General features: G+C 60.3%; 13 protein-coding genes. 12 read left to right on the forward strand and 1 reads right to left on the reverse strand.

The window, feature by feature from the left end; all coding sequences use genetic code 11:
- Positions 1–5: 5 nt before the first annotated feature.
- From leuD to BK659_RS14460, 6 genes are all read left to right on the forward strand, one after another.
- A complete protein-coding gene (gene leuD, locus BK659_RS14430; protein WP_123425724.1) occupies positions 6–650 on the forward strand; it encodes a 3-isopropylmalate dehydratase small subunit in 645 nt (214 codons plus the stop codon).
- Between the two features lie 153 nt (positions 651–803).
- Positions 804–1,571: a class I SAM-dependent methyltransferase gene (locus BK659_RS14435; RefSeq protein ID WP_123425725.1), complete on the forward strand. Its 768-nt coding sequence runs from the start codon at positions 804–806 to the stop codon at positions 1,569–1,571.
- An 80-nt stretch (positions 1,572–1,651) separates the two neighbouring features.
- Positions 1,652–2,734: a 3-isopropylmalate dehydrogenase gene (leuB, locus tag BK659_RS14440; protein ID WP_123425726.1), complete on the forward strand. Its 1,083-nt coding sequence runs from the start codon at positions 1,652–1,654 to the stop codon at positions 2,732–2,734.
- Between the two features lie 67 nt (positions 2,735–2,801).
- Positions 2,802–3,914 (forward strand): aspartate-semialdehyde dehydrogenase, encoded by a 1,113-nt coding sequence (gene asd, locus BK659_RS14445; protein WP_123425727.1) that lies wholly within the window; start codon positions 2,802–2,804, stop codon positions 3,912–3,914.
- 265 nt (positions 3,915–4,179) lie between these two features.
- Positions 4,180–5,190 carry an aspartate-semialdehyde dehydrogenase gene (locus tag BK659_RS14455; protein WP_123425729.1) on the forward strand — a complete coding sequence of 337 codons (1,011 nt, stop codon included), beginning with the start codon at positions 4,180–4,182 and terminating at the stop codon, positions 5,188–5,190.
- A 207-nt stretch (positions 5,191–5,397) separates the two neighbouring features.
- Entirely contained in the window at positions 5,398–8,037 is a 2,640-nt protein-coding gene (locus tag BK659_RS14460) for a motility hub landmark protein FimV (RefSeq protein ID WP_123425730.1), read from the forward strand.
- Positions 8,038–8,169: 132 nt separating this feature from the next.
- Here BK659_RS14460 and BK659_RS14465 read toward each other — a convergent pair whose 3' ends face one another.
- Positions 8,170–8,829: a M24 family metallopeptidase gene (locus BK659_RS14465; protein WP_123425731.1), complete on the reverse strand. Its 660-nt coding sequence runs from the start codon at positions 8,827–8,829 to the stop codon at positions 8,170–8,172.
- A 212-nt stretch (positions 8,830–9,041) separates the two neighbouring features.
- On the opposite strand from BK659_RS14465, the gene truA reads away from it, so the two are divergent.
- The 6 genes from truA (at position 9,042) to BK659_RS14495 (ending at position 14,251) form a co-directional block, all read left to right on the forward strand.
- The gene (gene truA, locus BK659_RS14470) at positions 9,042–9,866 is read left to right on the forward strand and encodes a tRNA pseudouridine(38-40) synthase TruA (protein ID WP_123425732.1); all 825 of its coding nucleotides are present in this window, start codon (positions 9,042–9,044) and stop codon (positions 9,864–9,866) included.
- A 63-nt stretch (positions 9,867–9,929) separates the two neighbouring features.
- Complete coding sequence (locus tag BK659_RS14475; RefSeq protein WP_123425733.1) at positions 9,930–10,556, forward strand: phosphoribosylanthranilate isomerase; 627 nt, start codon at positions 9,930–9,932, stop codon at positions 10,554–10,556.
- Positions 10,557–10,730: 174 nt separating this feature from the next.
- On the forward strand, positions 10,731–11,651 hold the full coding sequence (accD, locus tag BK659_RS14480; RefSeq protein WP_123425734.1) for an acetyl-CoA carboxylase, carboxyltransferase subunit beta: 921 nt from the start codon (positions 10,731–10,733) through the stop codon (positions 11,649–11,651).
- Complete coding sequence (gene folC / locus BK659_RS14485) at positions 11,648–12,955, forward strand: bifunctional tetrahydrofolate synthase/dihydrofolate synthase (RefSeq protein ID WP_123425735.1); 1,308 nt, start codon at positions 11,648–11,650, stop codon at positions 12,953–12,955. Before accD ends, folC begins: the two co-directional genes overlap by 4 nt.
- The gene (locus BK659_RS14490; RefSeq protein ID WP_123425736.1) at positions 12,939–13,592 is read left to right on the forward strand and encodes an SPOR domain-containing protein; all 654 of its coding nucleotides are present in this window, start codon (positions 12,939–12,941) and stop codon (positions 13,590–13,592) included. Before folC ends, BK659_RS14490 begins: the two co-directional genes overlap by 17 nt.
- Before the next feature lie 98 nt (positions 13,593–13,690).
- Positions 13,691–14,251, forward strand: coding sequence for a CvpA family protein (locus BK659_RS14495; RefSeq protein ID WP_123425737.1), 561 nt, complete (start codon positions 13,691–13,693; stop codon positions 14,249–14,251).
- The last annotated feature ends 8 nt before the right edge of the window (positions 14,252–14,259 follow it).

A 14,259-nucleotide genomic window follows, 5' to 3' on the forward strand; every position in this document is an offset into this window, starting at 1 on the left:
GCAGCATGAAAGCTTTTACCCAGCACACTGGTCTTGTCGCGCCTTTGGATCGTGCCAACGTCGACACCGACCAAATCATTCCCAAGCAGTTCTTGAAGTCGATCAAGCGCACCGGTTTCGGTCCGAACCTGTTCGATGAATGGCGTTACCTGGATGTCGGGCAACCGTATCAGGACAACTCCAAGCGTCCATTGAACAAGGACTTCGTGCTCAACGCCGAGCGTTATCAAGGTGCCAGCGTGTTGCTCGCCCGGGAAAACTTCGGCTGCGGTTCGAGCCGCGAGCACGCGCCGTGGGCTCTGGAAGAGTACGGCTTCCGCAGCATTATCGCGCCGAGCTATGCCGACATCTTCTTCAACAACAGCTTCAAGAACGGCTTGCTGCCGATCATCCTGAGCGACGCTGAAGTCGACGAGTTGTTTGCGCAGGTGGAAGCCAATCCGGGTTACCAGTTGCAGGTCGACTTGCAGGCCCAGACCGTGACCCGTCCTGACGGCAAGGTCCTGAGCTTTGAAATCGATGCTTTCCGCAAACACTGCCTGCTCAACGGTCTGGACGATATCGGCCTGACCTTGCAGGACGCTGATGCGATTGCCACGTTCGAAGCCAAGCACCGCGCCAGCCAGCCATGGTTGTTTCGCGACGCGTGATTGATCCGGCATTTCGGTAGGTAGTATTGGCCTCATCGCGAGCAAGCTCGCTCCCACAGGGTTTGTGAACACCTCAATTCCAGTGTGGGAGCGAGCTTGCTCGCGATGACGGCAGCCCAGACAACACAAGACTCACCCCCTAAGGAAGTCGCCATGACCAGCACTGCCCAGCACAGCGAAGTGGTACAAAAGCAATTCGGTGAACAGGCTGCGGCCTACTTGAGCAGCGCAGTACACGCCCAAGGCACCGAATTCGCACTGCTACAGGCCGAACTCGCAGGTCGCGGTGATGCGCGGGTGCTGGACCTGGGCTGCGGCGCCGGTCATGTGAGTTTTCATGTGGCGTCCTTGGTGAAAGAAGTAGTGGCCTACGACCTGTCGCAGCAGATGCTCGACGTGGTGGCTGGCGCTGCGGTTGATCGCGGTCTGAGCAACGTGACCACCGTACTCGGCGCGGCGGAACGCCTGCCATTCGCCGATGGCGAGTTCGATTTCGTGTTCAGCCGTTATTCGGCGCACCATTGGAGCGATCTCGGGCAGGCATTGCGCGAAGTGCGCCGGGTACTCAAGCCGGGCGGGGTGGCAGCGTTCATTGACGTCTTGTCGCCGGGCAGTCCGTTGTTCGACACTTACCTGCAAAGCGTTGAAGTCCTGCGCGACACCAGCCACGTGCGTGATTATTCCGCCGGCGAGTGGTTGCGTCAGGTCAGCGAGGCGGGGTTGCATACCCGCAGCACCACGCGCCAACGGCTGCGTCTGGAGTACAACTCCTGGGTCGAGCGCATGCGCACACCGCAAGCGTTGCGCGTGGCGATCCGCGAGTTGCAGCAGGCAATGGGCAACGAAGTGCGCGAGTATTTCGAGATAGAGGCCGATGGTTCATTCAGTACCGATGTACTGGTGCTGATGGCTGAACGCTAAGCTCTGAACAATAGCCGCCGAGCGATAGAATTTTTCCGGGCGTGCCTAAAGGGCGCGCCGACTGATGACATGAGGAACGCATGAGCAAGCAGATTCTGATTCTCCCAGGTGACGGTATTGGTCCGGAAATCATGACCGAAGCGGTCAAGGTGCTGGAACTGGCCAACGACAGGTTCGCGCTGGATTTCGAGCTGAGCTTTGATGTAATCGGCGGCGCCGCCATCGACAAGCACGGCGTGCCGTTGGCCGACGAAACCCTGGCCCGCGCTCGCGCTGCCGATGCAGTGCTGCTGGGTGCGGTGGGCGGCCCGAAATGGGACACCATCGAACGTGACATTCGTCCAGAGCGCGGCTTGTTGAAGATTCGTGCGCAACTGGGCCTGTTCGGCAACCTGCGTCCGGCGATCCTGTACCCGCAACTGGCTGAAGCTTCGAGCCTGAAAGCGGAAATCGTCGCGGGTCTGGACATCCTGATCGTCCGTGAACTGACCGGCGGTATCTACTTCGGCGCGCCACGCGGCGTGCGCGAACTGGAAAATGGCGAGCGTCAGGCGTACGACACCCTGCCATACAGCGAAAGCGAAATCCGCCGTATCGCCCGCGTCGGTTTCGACATGGCGCGTGTACGTGGCAAGAAGCTCTGTTCGGTCGACAAGGCCAACGTTCTGGCTTCCAGCCAACTGTGGCGCGAAATCGTCGAGCAAGTGGCCAAGGATTACCCGGATGTCGAGCTGAGCCACATGTACGTCGACAACGCCGCCATGCAACTGGTGCGTGCACCGAAGCAGTTCGACGTGATCGTCACCGACAACCTGTTCGGCGATATCCTGTCCGACGAAGCTTCGATGCTCACCGGCTCCATCGGCATGTTGCCGTCGGCCTCGCTGGATGCCAACAATAAAGGCATGTACGAGCCGTGCCACGGTTCGGCGCCGGACATTGCAGGTAAAGGCATCGCCAACCCGTTGGCGACGATTCTGTCGGTGTCGATGATGCTGCGTTACAGCTTCAATCAGGTTGTGGCTGCTGACGCCATCGAAAAAGCCGTGAGCCTGGTATTGGATCAAGGGCTGCGCACAGGTGATATCTGGTCGCCGGGTTGCGCGAAAGTAGGTACGCAGGAAATGGGCGACGCAGTAGTCGCAGCGCTGCGGAATCTGTAATCTCTCTGGCCCCGCTTGTCGCTGATGCCGGCAAGCGAGCCCACTTTTTGTAAAAGGTGTAGTTGCGATGAAACGTGTAGGTCTGATCGGTTGGCGCGGTATGGTCGGTTCCGTGCTCATGCAGCGGATGCTGGAAGAGCAGGATTTCGATCTTATTGAGCCGGTGTTTTTCACCACTTCCAATGTGGGTGGCCAAGGCCCGTCCGTGGGTAAGGATATTGCTCCGCTCAAGGACGCTTACAGCATTGAAGAGCTGAAAACCCTCGACGTGATTCTGACCTGCCAGGGTGGCGACTACACCAGCGAAGTCTTCCCGAAACTGCGCGAAGCCGGCTGGCAGGGTTACTGGATCGACGCCGCTTCCAGCCTGCGCATGCAGGATGACGCGGTTATCGTTCTGGACCCGGTAAACCGCAAGGTCATCGACCAGCAGCTCGACGCGGGCACCAAGAACTACATCGGCGGCAACTGCACCGTCAGCCTGATGCTGATGGGCCTGGGCGGTCTGTTCGAAGCCGGTCTGGTGGAGTGGATGAGCGCCATGACCTATCAGGCGGCCTCCGGTGCCGGCGCGCAGAACATGCGTGAACTGATCAAGCAGATGGGCGCGACTCACGCCGCTGTCGCTGATCAACTGGCTGATCCGGCCAGTGCGATCCTCGACATCGACCGTCGTGTTGCCGAAGCCATGCGCAGCGATGCTTACCCGACCGAAAACTTCGGTGTGCCATTGGCCGGTAGCCTGATCCCGTGGATCGACAAGGAACTGCCGAACGGTCAGAGCCGTGAAGAGTGGAAGGCCCAGGCCGAGACCAACAAGATCCTCGGTCGCTTCAAGAGCCCGATTCCGGTGGACGGTATCTGCGTGCGCATCGGCGCCATGCGCTGCCACAGCCAGGCGCTGACCATCAAGCTGAACAAAGACGTGCCGATCGCCGATATCGAAGGGCTGATCAGCCAGCACAACCCGTGGGTCAAACTGGTGCCGAACCAGCGCGAGATCAGCATGCAGGAGCTGAGCCCGACCAAGGTTACCGGCACCCTGAACGTACCGGTTGGCCGTCTGCGCAAGCTGAACATGGGCTCGCAGTTCGTCGGCGCTTTCACCGTCGGCGACCAGCTGCTGTGGGGCGCAGCCGAACCGCTGCGTCGCATGCTGCGGATTCTGCTGGAGCGTTGATTCGCTGATGTAATGAAACAACCCGCATCTCGAAAGAGCTGCGGGTTTTTTTATGATTTTTTGTCTGGAGGGCTTTGGTGTCTGTTGGTCTGCCATCGCGAGCAAGCTCGCTCCCACATTGACCGTGTGAACACTGGAGATCAAATGTGGGAGCGAGCCTGCTCGCGATGGCGTCGGCTCGGACACCACATATACCCAGCAGAATTGCCTGTGCACCCACCACCCGGTAAAGTGCCGCTCCCCCCGTTTCGCCTGAGGTAGAACCATGAGCCAGTCCTTTGATATCGCCGTCGTCGGCGCCACCGGTACTGTCGGCGAAACCCTCGTCCAGATTCTTGAAGAGCGCGACTTTCCGGTTGCCAACCTGCACCTGCTGGCCAGCAGTGAGTCGGCGGGGCATTCGGTGCCGTTTCGCGGCAAGAACGTGCGGGTGCGGGAAGTCGACGAATTTGATTTCAGCAAGGTCCAACTGGTGTTCTTCGCCGCCGGCCCTGCGGTCACCCTGAGCTTTGCGCCGCGTGCTACGGCCGCCGGTTGCGCACTGATCGATTTGTCTGGCGCCTTACCGGCGGAACAAGCACCGCAGGTGGTGCCGGAAGCCAACAGCCAAGTGCTGGCCGGTTTGAAAAAGCCTTTTCAGGTGAGCAGCCCAAGTGCATCGGCTACCACCCTGGCCGTGGTGCTGGCGCCGCTGCGCGATTTGCTCGACTTGCAGCGAGTGACCGTCACCGCCAGCCTGGCGGTTTCCGCCCAAGGCCGCGAAGCGGTCACCGAGCTGGCCCGGCAAACGGCTGAACTGCTGAATGTTCGCCCGCTGGAGCCGCGTTTCTTTGATCGGCAAATGGCCTTCAACCTGCTGGCACAAGTCGGCACGCCGGACGCTCAGGGCCATACACTGCTGGAAAAACGTCTGGTTCGAGAGCTGCGCGAGGTCATGGCACAGCCTTTATTAAAGATTTCTGTCACTTGCATTCAAGCCCCGGTGTTTTTCGGCGATAGCTTTAGCGTGACCTTGCAGTCAGCCAGGGCTGTCGACCTGGCGGCAGTGAATGCTGCGCTTGAGGCGGCACCTGGTGTCGAGCTGGTCGAGGCGGGTGACTACCCGACGCCGGTTGGCGATGCGGTAGGGCAGGACGCGGTCTACGTTGGTCGGGTTCGCAGCGGAGTCGACGACCCGGCGGAACTTAATCTGTGGCTGACGTCAGATAACGTACGCAAAGGCGCGGCACTCAATGCGGTGCAAGTGGCTGAGCTGTTGATAAAAGACCTTGTGTAAAAGATACTTGGCAACAATTTTCAGAATGATTCCAGTCGAGCGATATGCTTGGCCCGAATGCTGGAGGCGAGCCACCATCAAGGGCTTCCAAGGGCATAAGTGAAAGACGCGCGCGCAGGGACTCTTCGAGACTGCGCGCAATGCCTTACGGCAGCGGTTATCAACACCTTCTCGCTTGCCGAGGAATGTTCAACAAAGGATGAGGCTATGGTTCAAGTTCGCAAACTGGTGTTAGCAATAGCGGCCGCCTCGGCGCTGTCCTCCGGTATGGCGCATGCCCTCGGGCTTGGGGAACTGACCCTGAAGTCGACCCTGAACCAGCCCCTGGTGGCAGAGATCGAGCTGCTTGACGTCAAGGACCTCACCGCTGCCGAAGTGGTGCCGAGCCTGGCTTCGGCCGACGACTTCGCCAAGGCCGGGGTTGACCGTCAGGCGTTCCTCAATGACCTGACGTTCACGCCAGTGCTCAATGCCAGTGGTAAAAGCATCCTGCGGGTGACTTCAAGTCAGCCACTTTCCGAGCCCATGGTGAAATTCCTGGTTCAGGTGATGTGGCCAAACGGTCGACTGCTGCGCGATTACAGCGTGCTGCTCGATCCGTCCAAATTCTCGCCGCAAACCGCTGACGCTGCCGCGCACCCCGCGCCGTCTCAAGCGCCAGCAGTCAACGCACCGGTGACTGGTGCGAGCAAGCCTGCGCAACACATCACCACGCCGCGCGACACCTTGTGGGAAATCGCCGCGAAGGCGCGCAATGGCGGCTCGATCCAGCAAACCATGCTGGCGATTCAGGCACTGAACCCGGACGCCTTTATCGATGGCAACATCAATCGGCTGAAAACCGGTCAGGTCCTGCGCCTGCCGGATGCCACGCAAAGCACCAGCCTGGCACAGCCTAAAGCCATTGCCGAAGTCGCCGCGCAGAACACTGCCTGGCGTCAGGGCCGTCGCTCGGTTCACCGGGCGCAGGCGCAACAGCTTGATGCAACCAAGCGCGGGCATGATGTTGTCGCGCCGCAAGGTGCCGCCAAGGACAGCCTGACTCTGGTTTCGGCCGAGTCCGGCAAGAAAGGTGGCAAGGGCAAAGCGGGTGATAGCAAAGCCATCAGCAACAAGCTGGCGGTGACCCAGGAAGGCCTCGATACGACCCGTCGCGACAATGCCGAGCTGAAAAGCCGCATGACGGACTTGCAGAGTCAGCTGGACAAACTCCAGCGCTTGATCGAGCTGAAGAATAATCAACTGGCCAAGCTGGAGGCGGAAGGCTCGGCAGGTGCTGGTGCTCAACCTTCGGCAGCGATGTCGGCCGATCTGGTCGCCCAGCCTGCTGCGGCGCCAACCCCGGAGGCGCCCGCGTCTCCTGCGGTAACGCCAGGGGCAACGCCGGCCGCAGTGCCTGCCGAGGCGCCGATTCAGGCAACCCCGGCGGCGAGTGACGAGCAAAAGTACAACGAACTGCTGACCAATCCGGTGCTTCTGGGGCTGGTGGGTGGTGGTGCTGTCGTGCTGTTGTTGCTTCTGCTGTTGCTGGCGCGTCGTCGCAAGGCCCAGCAGGAAGCCGAGAAGCACGTGCGCATGGCCAAGGCATTGGCTGAAGAGTCGGACTTGACTGAAGAGCTCGATCTGCCGGAAAGCAGCTTTGAAGGTCTTGAGGTTCCGCCGCCAGTCGTCAAGCTTGCAACGCCTCCAGCTCCAGCTCCAGCTCCAGTCGTGGCGCCGGTGGTGGTGACGCCACCGATTGCTGCGCCGTTGGTAGCGCCTGCGGCCGAGCGCTCGGACGATGTCCTGGCGCAAGCTCAGTCGCACATCAACGCCGGGCGTCTGAATCAGGCGGCCAGTCTGCTCGAAGACGGCATCAAGCAAGAGCCGCAACGTAGCGACCTGCGCTTGAAACTGATGGAAGTCTACGGCCAGCAGGGCGATCGCAGTGCGTTCGTGGCGCAAGAGCGTCAGCTGGTTGCCAATGGCAAAAATCATGCTGACGTTGAACAGCTGAAAAGCCGCTTTCCGGCGATGGTTGCTGTTGCAGCGGTTGGCGGTATTGCCGCCGCAGCGGTTGCCGCCGAGCTGGATGCGCAATACGTCAAGGACCTGCTGCACGATGAGCCTCAGGCGCCCGCTCCGGCACCTGAAGCCGCACCAGTCCCGGCACCTGCCGAGGATGACTTCGACAGCGCCTTCGACCTGAGCCTGGACGATCTGGAAGCTGCATCGCCCGCGGTAGTCGCTCCAGAGCCGGCGCTGGAGCTGGACGCGTTCCCGCTTGACGACGATCTGAGTTTCGAATCCGTTCTGCAACAGCAGACTGAAGCCAAGGACAGTCTGGATGACTTGTCGGATTTCGACCTGGATCTGGGTGGCGATGTGCCGGATTCGACCCTGGCTGATGACGAGTTCCTGCTCAACCTCGACGACGATCTGAAAGATCTGCCAGCGGCCGAGTCGCCTGCGGTCACAGAGGCGGCGCTTGACGATCTGGAGTTGCCGGCTGATTTCGACTTGTCCCTGGCGGATGAGCTCGATGCTCAAGCCAAGCCTGAGTCGGACGACTTCATGTCCGAGCTGGATGATGTCAATGCTGAGCTGGATCGTTTGTCCGGTAGCCTGGAACACCCGGCTATCGCCGAGCCAAGCTTCACCGCTGAAGATGCGGCGATCGGGATGGATGAGCCTGAGTTTGACTTCCTCGCGGGCACTGACGAGGTCGCGACCAAGCTGGACCTGGCGCAGGCTTACATCGACATGGGTGACAACGAAGGCGCGCGGGATATCCTCGATGAGGTGATCAGCGAGGGGAATGACGGTCAGAAGAGCGAAGCCAAGGAAATGCTCGCGCGTATGGCCTGATTGACCGGTAACGCATAACAAAAACGGCAGCCCATTGAGGCTGCCGTTTTTGTTTTCACAGTGAGGTGATGGCGTTTGTTGGATTGCCATCGCGAGCAGGCTCGCTCCCACATTGGATTTTCATTGGGGCTATCAGGCCAGCAAATCCTCATAAAACGCGCCGAATGGCCGGGTAGGGTGGGCTATCTGGATTTCCAGAATCCACAGCCCTACATTCGGACAGGCTTCGAAATTGCCCAGGTCGCCGGCGCGATAGATCGCGTGGGGGAAGTCGCTGACCCTGTGGCCCTTGATATCCAGGTTTAACACCCAGCCCATGGCGGACGCTTGTTCCTCGGCGTAGCGATACAGCTCCGGGCCGGCGACCCGATGGGTTCGCCAATAGTCCTGGACCTGGTCGAACAGGGTTTTTGCGGCCGCTGCACAGGCGATCATTTCCGGGTCGTTGCCGGTGGTGAAGGTGGCACCGGAGTCGCCCTCGTGGCGATCCCACACGACCCCGAGGTCGATGAAGAAAATATCGTTTTCGCCCAGCACCGGATCGCCGCTCGAGGGCTGCTTGAAAGTTTTCAAGGTGTTCTCGCCGAAGCGGATCTTGGTCGGGTGCCAGATGCGGTCCATGCCCAGTTCGGTCAGTACTTCAAGCCCCATCAGCAGGGCTTCGGACTCCAGCATGCCGGGTTTGATCCGGCGGACCATTTCATCGATGGCTTCCCAGGTCTTGCGTTTGGCGTGGAGCATTCCCTCCAGGCTGTAGGCCAATCCAACGGCTTCCTTTTGTATGGCGCTCATTTATCAGTTCTCGTCAGGTGTCCGGTCTTCGTTATGTATTTGTCTATATAGCGAAACTGCGGTGGCTCGTGCAAATGACAATTCGTCTGCCGGGGCGCGAACAAAAAACACCGTGAACATGGCGTCCCGCCCCGGCGGCCTTATAATGCCCGCCTTTGAGTACATCAGCAGGCTGTCACTCCTTGGCAAATATAGATAACCCGGCCGCCGAAATGGCGGCCGACGGCTTTTTCCGGATCGCGTTGGGCGTTGAATACAAAGGCTCGCGCTATCGCGGCTGGCAGCGTCAGGCGTCCGGTGTGGCCACCGTGCAGCAAACCCTTGAAACGGCTCTGTCGAAAGTCGCGGATTCGCCGGTGTCCTTGCACTGTGCGGGTCGCACCGACGCTGGCGTGCACGCCTGTGGTCAGGTGGTGCATTTCGATACTCAAGTCGACCGCTCGTTGAAGGCCTGGGTCATGGGCGCCAATATCAACTTGCCCCACGACATCAGTGTCAGCTGGGCCAAGGTCATGCCGGCGGATTTTCATGCGCGTTTCAAGGCGATTGCCCGTCGTTACCGTTATGTAATCTACAACGATCAGATCCGCCCGGCGCACCTCAACGAAGAGGTCACCTGGAATCACCGACCGCTGGATGTCCAGCGCATGGCCGAGGCGGCGCAGTATCTGGTCGGCACCCACGATTTCAGCGCCTTCCGCGCCGGTCAGTGTCAGGCCAAGTCGCCGATCAAGGAAATCCATCACCTGCGGGTTACCCTGCACGGCAAGATGATCGTGCTGGATATTCGCGCCAGCGCGTTCCTGCACCACATGGTGCGCAATATCGCCGGCGTGCTGATGACCATCGGTGCTGGCGAGCGTCCGGTGGAATGGGCTCGGGAAGTGCTGGAAAGCCGGATTCGCCGTACCGGCGGCGTCACGGCCCATCCATTCGGGTTGTACCTGGTGCAGGTCGAGTATCGCGATGAGTTCCCGTTGCCCGAGCGTTACATCGGTCCGCACTTCCTGACCGGCTTCTCGGAACTTGACGGCTGACGCCCTCGAATGCATTTGCTACCATCCGGGACTTCCCCGGATTTGCCCTGAGGTTCAAACGACATGTCAGCCGTTCGCAGCAAAATTTGTGGGATTACCCGCATTGAAGATGCGTTGGCAGCCGTCGATGCCGGGGCGGACGCGATTGGTTTTGTGTTCTATGCCAAAAGCCCGCGGGCGGTGACGGTGCAGCAGGCTCGGGCGATCATCGCCGCGTTGCCGCCATTCGTGACCACGGTGGGTTTGTTCGTCAACGCCAGCCGTTGCGAGCTCGGTGAGATTCTCGACGCGGTGCCGCTGGATCTGTTGCAGTTTCATGGCGACGAAACCCCGGCCGATTGCGAGGGTTACCATCGGCCGTATATCAAGGCGTTGCGGGTCAAGGCGGGCGACGACATCGCTGCCAGCTGCGATGCCTACGCTAAAGCCAGCGGCATTTTGCTCGATACCTATGTCGAAGGTGTTCCCGGCGGAACCGGCGAGGCTTTTGACTGGTCATTGATACCGCAAGGATTGAGCAAACCGATCATCCTCGCCGGTGGGCTGTCGCCGGCCAATGTGGCCGAGGCCATTGCCCGGGTTCACCCCTACGCGGTGGACGTCAGTGGTGGGGTAGAGCAGAGCAAGGGCATCAAGGATCACGCGAAGATTCGCGCATTTATCAAGGCTGTACGCAGTAGCTCGATGTGACGGCTGGCAGACTGCCGCCGTCCACAGGCATGGCTGAGGGTTTTTGGGTTGTACGAAGGTCAGTCTTGCTGACCCGGCAATCCAGATCATTGCCGCACACATGAATTTAGCTCAAGGGCATACGCGGGGCTGCGAACCAAAGCGTTCGGGCCGCCGGTACTGGAGAAAGAAAGCATGAGCAACTGGTTAGTAGACAAACTGATCCCTTCGATCATGCGTTCCGAGGTGAAGAAAAGCTCGGTGCCTGAAGGTCTGTGGCACAAGTGCCCGTCCTGCGAGGCGGTGCTGTATCGTCCGGAGCTGGAAAAGACCCTGGATGTTTGCCCCAAGTGCAACCACCACATGCGCATCGGCGCACGTGCGCGGATCGACATCTTCCTTGACGCCGAAGGCCGTGCCGAGCTGGGCGCTGACCTGGAGCCGGTTGACCGTCTGAAATTCCGTGACGGCAAGAAGTACAAGGATCGCCTGACCGCTGCGCAGAAGCAGACCGGTGAAAAAGACGCGCTGATCTCCATGAGCGGTACCCTGCTGGGCATGCCGGTTGTGGTTTCTGCCTTCGAATTCTCCTTCATGGGCGGTTCGATGGGTGCGATCGTCGGCGAGCGCTTCGTGCGTGCGGCCAACTACGCGCTGGAAAATCGTTGCCCGATGATCTGCTTCGCCGCTTCCGGCGGTGCGCGGATGCAGGAAGCGCTGATCTCGCTGATGCAAATGGCCAAGACCTCGGCGGTACTGGCGCGTCTGCGCGAAGAAGGTATTCCGTTCATCTCCGTGCTGACCGACCCGGTCTACGGCGGTGTTTCCGCCAGTCTGGCGATGCTCGGCGACGTCATCGTCGGCGAACCAAAAGCCTTGATCGGCTTCGCCGGTCCGCGTGTTATCGAGCAGACCGTGCGTGAAAAACTGCCGGAAGGCTTCCAGCGCAGCGAGTTTCTGCTGGAGCACGGCGCCATCGACATGATCATTGCGCGCCAGGAACTGCGTCCACGCCTGGGTAACCTGCTGGCGCAACTGATGGGGCTGCCGACGCCTGAGTTCGTGGCTGCGCCAGTCGAGGCCGTCGTGGTTCCGCCGGTGCCTGCAAACCTATGACCGAACGTACCCTTGGCGACTGGCTCGCCTACCTTGAGCAGTTGCATCCGTCAGCCATCGACATGGGGCTTGCGCGCTCGCAAGAGGTAGCGTCCCGGATGGGATTGGGCAAGCCGGCGCCTCGGGTGATCACGGTCACCGGCACCAACGGCAAGGGCTCTACCTGTGCGTTCGTGGCTTCATTGCTGCGGGCGCAAGGGCTCACGGTCGGTGTCTACAATTCTCCGCATCTGCTGCGTTACAACGAGCGGGTGCAGGTCAACGGCGTCGAAGCCACTGATGCGCAGCTGTGCGAAGCCTTTGCTGCAGTTGATGCCGGGCGCGGTGAAATCTCCCTGACGTATTTCGAGGTGGGCACACTGGCAGCGTTCTGGCTGTTTCAGCGTGCAGGTCTGGATGCGGTGGTGCTGGAAGTCGGCCTCGGCGGGCGTCTGGATACCGTCAATCTGGTGGATGCTGACGTCGCGCTGGTCACCAGTATTGGCGTTGACCACGCTGATTACCTCGGCAATACCCGCGAATCCGTCGCTTTCGAAAAAGCCGGCATCTTCCGTCAGGGCGCGCCTGCGCTCTGTGGTGATCTCAATCCGCCTCAACCCCTGCTGGATAAAGTGCGCGAGCTCAATTGCCCGTTCTTCCTGCGCGGTCGTGATTTTGATTTGGGCGTCACCGAGCAGAACTGGCAGTGGCGGGGCGTCGATCCCCAAGGGCGTGCGATAGAGCTGCACGACTTGCCGTTGCTCGACCTGCCAATGGAAAACGCCGCGCTGGCGTTGCAAGCCTATGCGCTGCTGGGTTTGCCATGGCAGGCCGAGCAAATCGTCGCTGCGTTGAAAGCAACATCAGTGGTCGGGCGTCTGGATCGCCGCCAGTTCAACTGGCACGGCAAGCGTCTGAACCTGATGCTGGATGTGGGGCATAACCCGCATGCGGCCGAGTACCTGGCTCAGCGACTGGCTCGCCGGCCAGTGGCGGGTCGACGTTTGGCGGTATTTGGTTTGTTGGCTGACAAGGATCTCGATGGAGTTGTCGGCGAATTGAGTGGTAGTGTCCAGCATTGGGCTGTCGCCCCGCTCGATTCTGCGCGCGCACGTCCGGTTGCGGACTTGCAGGTTGCGTTGCAGAACCTTGGGGCGTCGGTAACATCCTATGCAAGTGTCGCGGATGCCCTGGAAGGGCAGTGCGCGCTGGCGACGGCGGAAGATGAAATTCTGCTGTTCGGATCATTTTATTGTGTTGCCGAGGCCCTCGAATGGTTGGCTCGGCGCTCCACGGAGGAAGCTGCACATGGCTTTGCTGGATAACGCGTACAAGCAGCGGATGGTTGGAGCTCTGGTTCTGGTGGCATTGGCGGTGATTTTCTTGCCGATGCTGTTTTCCCGACAGGATGAGCAGCGTCAGGTGGTGGTTCAGGCCCCGACTGCACCTCAGGCCCCGGCAATGCCGCAAGTACAGATCGAGCCCGTGGTGGTTCCGGAGCCGCAAGCACTGCCGCAGGAACCGGTTCCAACCGATGAAGAGATTGCTGCGGAGCAGGCGCCGTCGAAACCGGCTGCCCCTGGCGCGCCTATCGCGCCGGCCCCGGTTGTCGCCAAGCCGGTAACGCCGCCTGCGCCAAAACCGGCAGCTGCTCCGGCGCAACCGATCGCTGCAGCGCCGAGCAAGCCTGACACCAGCCAGAGTCGTGTCGATGCCAATGGCCTGTCGGTCAGTTGGTCGGTGCAATTGGCCAGCCTGTCGAGCCGTGAAAGCGCCGAAAGCTTGCAGAAAACCCTGCGTAGCCAGGGTTACAACGCCTATATCCGTTCTGCCGATGGCAAGAATCGGGTGTTTGTCGGGCCGTTGATCGAGCGTGCAGAAGCTGATCGCCTGCGTGACCTGCTGGGTCGTCAGCAGAACCTCAAAGGCTTTGTCGTTCGCTTCCAGCCTGAGCGCGGCTGACGCTAACTGACTGATTTCAAATGCACTTGCAATCGCAGCTTACCGACAGCCATGGGCTCTGCTAAAATGCGCCGCCTTATCCGTCTGTAGGCTGCACTGTGCCATTTACCTGGGTTGATTGGGCGATCGTTGCAATCGTCGCCATCTCCGCTTTGATCAGTCTGAGCCGCGGCTTCGTCAAGGAAGCCTTATCGCTGCTGACCTGGATCATCGCAGGAGCTGTTGCCTGGATGTTCGGTGGCTCACTGTCCGAGTACCTCGCCGGATACATCGAAACACCGTCGGCTCGCGTGATCGCGGGCTGTGCCATCATGTTTGTCGCCACCTTAATGGTGGGCGCAATGATCAATTACCTTATCAGCGAACTGGTTCGCGTCACCGGCCTGTCCGGGACCGATCGTTTTCTCGGCATGGCCTTCGGCGCGGCGCGTGGCGCGCTGCTGGTGGTCACCGCCGTCGGGCTCTTGAGTCTGGGCCCGGTACAGCAGGATAAGTGGTGGCAGGAGTCAAGGCTCGTGCCACAATTTCTATTGGTTGCAGACTGGTCCAAAAACCTCATATTAGGGTGGAGCAGTCAGTGGCTGGCCAGCGGTATCAGCGTACCCGCTGACATACCGTTCAAGGAGCATCTCTTGCCGACGGCCAAAACGCCGCAGTGAGAAGTGTT

Source organism: Pseudomonas brassicacearum, assembly GCF_003732225.1.
Lineage (GTDB): Bacteria > Pseudomonadota > Gammaproteobacteria > Pseudomonadales > Pseudomonadaceae > Aquipseudomonas > Aquipseudomonas brassicacearum_E.

Excerpts from the sequence above, each read along its gene's own strand:
- leuD (WP_123425724.1), top strand. The coding sequence starts at position 6 with ATGAAAGCTTTTACCCAGCACACTGGTCTTGTCGCGCCTTTGGATCGT.
- BK659_RS14435 (WP_123425725.1), top strand. The coding sequence starts at position 804 with ATGACCAGCACTGCCCAGCACAGCGAAGTGGTACAAAAGCAATTCGGT.
- leuB (WP_123425726.1), top strand. The coding sequence starts at position 1,652 with ATGAGCAAGCAGATTCTGATTCTCCCAGGTGACGGTATTGGTCCGGAA.
- asd (WP_123425727.1), top strand. The coding sequence starts at position 2,802 with ATGAAACGTGTAGGTCTGATCGGTTGGCGCGGTATGGTCGGTTCCGTG.
- BK659_RS14455 (WP_123425729.1), top strand. The coding sequence starts at position 4,180 with ATGAGCCAGTCCTTTGATATCGCCGTCGTCGGCGCCACCGGTACTGTC.
- BK659_RS14460 (WP_123425730.1), top strand. The coding sequence starts at position 5,398 with ATGGTTCAAGTTCGCAAACTGGTGTTAGCAATAGCGGCCGCCTCGGCG.
- BK659_RS14465 (WP_123425731.1), bottom strand. The coding sequence starts at position 8,829 with ATGAGCGCCATACAAAAGGAAGCCGTTGGATTGGCCTACAGCCTGGAG.
- truA (WP_123425732.1), top strand. The coding sequence starts at position 9,042 with ATGGCGGCCGACGGCTTTTTCCGGATCGCGTTGGGCGTTGAATACAAA.
- BK659_RS14475 (WP_123425733.1), top strand. The coding sequence starts at position 9,930 with ATGTCAGCCGTTCGCAGCAAAATTTGTGGGATTACCCGCATTGAAGAT.
- accD (WP_123425734.1), top strand. The coding sequence starts at position 10,731 with ATGAGCAACTGGTTAGTAGACAAACTGATCCCTTCGATCATGCGTTCC.
- folC (WP_123425735.1), top strand. The coding sequence starts at position 11,648 with ATGACCGAACGTACCCTTGGCGACTGGCTCGCCTACCTTGAGCAGTTG.
- BK659_RS14490 (WP_123425736.1), top strand. The coding sequence starts at position 12,939 with ATGGCTTTGCTGGATAACGCGTACAAGCAGCGGATGGTTGGAGCTCTG.